Genomic DNA, 3,506 nt, shown 5'->3' on the forward strand with positions numbered 1-3,506 from the left:
GCATGTTCCGCGTCCTTGCAATACTGTGTTTACATACAGTCTATCGCTTAGCGGAAAGTTCTTTTACCCTCAGCCGAAATGCCTGCCGTTGCTAGACATTGCCAGCCAGTGCCCGTCACTCCCACTCAATAGTTGCCGGCGGCTTTGAGGAAACATCGTAGGTTACCCGCGAAATACCGGGAATCTCATTAATGATGCGGCTAGAAACCGTTTCTAAAAACTCATACGGCAAGTGTGCCCAGCGCGCTGTCATAAAATCGATAGTTTCTACTGCGCGCAATGCCACCACATACTCATAGCGGCGGGCATCGCCCACTACGCCAACCGACTTCACTGGCAAGAATACAGCGAAGGCTTGGCTGGTTTTGTGATACAGGTCAGCGGCATACAGCTCTTCGATAAAGATGGCATCAGCCAAGCGCAACCTGTCGGCATATTCTTTTTTTACTTCGCCAAGAATACGCACACCCAAGCCAGGGCCAGGGAAGGGATGACGGTAAACCATGTCGTAGGGCAGACCTAACTCCATACCGATCTTGCGCACCTCATCTTTAAACAGCTCGCGCAGCGGCTCCACCAGCTTGAGCGTCATAACACATTGATATTAGCTTCAATCTCTAAACCGTTGATTTGGAAATACATAATACCCTATTTGTTCATTCTTTTGTTATTTGTTATATGTTGCGTTATTCCATCAATAATTTTATTCCAATCTTCGAAATGTAGTTCGTGTCCGGTTCCATCAAGCGTTATTAGTTTTGAGCCGTTTATCTTTTCAAGTAAAACTGCTGAATTCTTAAAATGCCATATTTTATCGTCCGTTCCGTGTACAATTAAGGTTGGTTGATTGATTTCGCTCAATCTGTTCCAGTATTCTTCACCACCTTGCAGTGCCGCATGATTGAACATACTTATATAGTTATTAGCTCTTTTAAATTCGGCTCTAATCAGTTTTTCACTTCTTTGTTTGTCAAATTGTTTCCTGCCGCTCATCAATTCAGCACCTTGAATTAAATAATTTGCCACACTGTCTTCATTTGTCCAATCTACGGTTTCAGCTTTTCCGTGAAAATCTAAAATACGCGTATCCATTTCAGGAATTGTGGGGTCTGAGTCGCCCCAAGGACCTGATGAGATTAGTGTTATTGAACTTACCCTGTCGGCATATTTTATTGATGCTATTTGAGAAATCAGTCCGCCCAGTGAAATTCCCACAAAATTGGCTTTGACTATTTTATAGCCGTCCAAAATTGAAATAGCATCATGGGTTAAGTCAACAATATCATAGGGGGTTGAACCCGGTTCGTAATTAGTAGATTTTCCTACGTCCCTATTGTCGTAGCGAATAACAAAAAATCCCTTTTCAGATAGTTTCTGGCAAAATTCAGCATCCCAATACAACATGGATGCCGTTGCTCCCGCAATCAAGAGTATTGCCGGATCTTTTTCACATCCAAAACTTTCGGTAAAAAGTCTTATTCCGTTTTTTTTAACTATTTTCTCTTTCATTTCCTCGCCTTTCTGTTTTATAGATTCATTAGTTTTTGGAAAGAAAAGTCGAGGCTGAACATTTCCGTTTCGTTTATTATTGATTCTGCCTGTGCTTCTCTTCCATAAGCAAACATTTGCTGTTCATAATTTTCAATAGCCTCTTCAATGCTGTTAAATTTCCCATTGGTCAGATTATCCGACAATATCAAGGCATCCATCAACCCACTGTTTACGCCTTGTCCTGCAAAAGGAGGCATCAAATGAGCAGCATCTCCAATCATCGTTATGGGTAATGGACGCTTACTTTTCCAAGACTTATCTAAGGGAAATATTCGTGTCGCTAACCCTACAAAAGATGATGTCAAACGAATCAGTTCTTTGTAGCGTTCGTCCCAATCGGAAAATTTTTTCAGGAGAAAATCAACGACACTATTTCTGTCTTGAAAATCTACCCGCGTTTTGCTTTTCCATTCATCAGGTGTTTTAAAACTTATTCCAAAATGCAATGCACCATTATTATTAGGATTCGCAAATAATAAATTACCTTGATGAGCAGCCATTAGCCGGTTTCCATTGCAAAGCTGAAAAAATCCAGGACAGTTCACCTCCGGTTGATGAATATCGGCTTGTATATTGAAAGTACCTGTTTCTTCAACTTCCGTGTCGGTAACAAATTTTCTTACTTTAGACATTCCACCATTGGCAATAATAACCAGATCTGCTGTTTCACTCGATTTATCCTCAAAAGTTAGTATCCACTTCTCCTTATCAGGTTCAAGGGTAACAAGTTTTCTATCCCAAATGACGGTATCATTTTGTAAACTATTTAATAGGATAGTCCTTAAGTCATTTCTGTTTATTTCAGGATTGTCAAAACGATTTTCGGGTCTTACATTTTTTGTGGTTAAAATATTGCCCTTTTCATCAACAATATTTACACCCATTGGTAAAGCTAAGTCATAATAAGTTTGTAACAATCCCGCTCTTTTCATTGCTTCCTGTCCCGAATCCCTGTGCAGATCAAGTGTCCCACCAAAAATCCTTGCATCTTGGTCTTTGTCTCTCTCGTAAACTGTAATGTCCACGCCGTTTTGCTGTAACAATCTCGCCATTGTTAATCCAACAGGCCCGGCACCAATTATTGTAATTTTTTTATGTTTTAATAAAGTCATATTCTTGTTCGCTGGTTTTAATGTCAACTAATGTCTGTCAATTTAATCACTTTGTTTTTTTAAATTCAAACACGGATTTTCCTGATAACTTTAGCTTTTGCCCTTTTTTTAAGCCGTTCGGAAAGTCAATTGCTAAAATTGCTGTATAATCAATTTCTATTTCAGTGCTGTTGTCAAAATGCCTAAACGATTTAACTGTCTGTGTTCTCTTTGCAAAGTATGTTTTTGCTGTTTCTGCCTGTTGTTTAAACGCTGTTAACCCTTTCAGCGATAACCTTATATCATTATTTTGAATGTTTTCAAAAACAATATTATCGTCAAGGTCTGCAACCATTTTTTTGATATCAAATTGGTTGTATCCATCGATGTAGTTATTGATGATGTTTACTCTGTCGGTCATATTTTGTAATTATTTATCGGTTACATATTGGTGTTGTCTGTAGGTTGTTCTACGATAATTGCCAACTTTTAACTTCTATACGAAGGAACATGTTGGGATACTTGAACTTTCGATTTAGCGCCAACACGAGCAAACCGAAGTTAGCACCTACTCTCTATTCAGCATATTTTTTAAAAATACTTGTGGCAATGTGTCCGCCAAAACCAAAAGTATTACTCATTGCGTAATTCACTTGCCGTTGTTGTGATTGGTGTAACGTCAAGTTAAATATATCCCTATATTCAGGTTCAATATCTACCGAATTGATTGTACGTACAGGAAGAATAAACGCCCTTTTCACCCAAGTCCAACAGCTTTGGACCGCAGTTGACTCTTTCGACACCCCTGCGATGCAACCCAATCCGGCTGACGGGGAGCCAGCAACGCTGAAAATTTACCCTCCT

General features: G+C 39.5%; 3 protein-coding genes and 1 pseudogene. All 4 read right to left on the reverse strand.

Translation table 11 applies throughout. The annotated features are described in order from the left end of the window. Nucleotides 1-115: 115 nt before the first annotated feature. Nucleotides 116-583 (reverse strand): annotated as a pseudogene (locus FTV34_RS16770) (GMP synthase (glutamine-hydrolyzing)); the annotation flags it as partial. Between the two features lie 65 nt (nucleotides 584-648). Beyond that, entirely contained in the window at nucleotides 649-1,509 is an 861-nt protein-coding gene (gene estT / locus FTV34_RS16775) for a macrolide hydrolase EstT (protein ID WP_180070832.1), read from the reverse strand. A 17-nt stretch (nucleotides 1,510-1,526) separates the two neighbouring features. Continuing rightward, the gene (gene tet(X), locus FTV34_RS16780; RefSeq protein ID WP_064754130.1) at nucleotides 1,527-2,690 is read right to left on the reverse strand and encodes a tetracycline-inactivating monooxygenase Tet(X); all 1,164 of its coding nucleotides are present in this window, start codon (nucleotides 2,688-2,690) and stop codon (nucleotides 1,527-1,529) included. A 19-nt stretch (nucleotides 2,691-2,709) separates the two neighbouring features. After that, on the reverse strand, nucleotides 2,710-3,063 hold the full coding sequence (locus FTV34_RS16785; protein WP_218949381.1) for a hypothetical protein: 354 nt from the start codon (nucleotides 3,061-3,063) through the stop codon (nucleotides 2,710-2,712). Nucleotides 3,064-3,506 lie beyond the last annotated feature (443 nt).

It is taken from the genome of Acinetobacter sp. YH16038 (assembly GCF_013417275.1).
In the GTDB taxonomy this organism is placed as follows: domain Bacteria; phylum Pseudomonadota; class Gammaproteobacteria; order Pseudomonadales; family Moraxellaceae; genus Acinetobacter.

Bases quoted from the DNA above. Each gene is read 5' to 3' on its own strand.
- estT (WP_180070832.1), bottom strand. From the start codon at position 1,509: ATGAAAGAGAAAATAGTTAAAAAAAACGGAATAAGACTTTTTACCGAA.
- FTV34_RS16785 (WP_218949381.1), bottom strand. From the start codon at position 3,063: ATGACCGACAGAGTAAACATCATCAATAACTACATCGATGGATACAAC.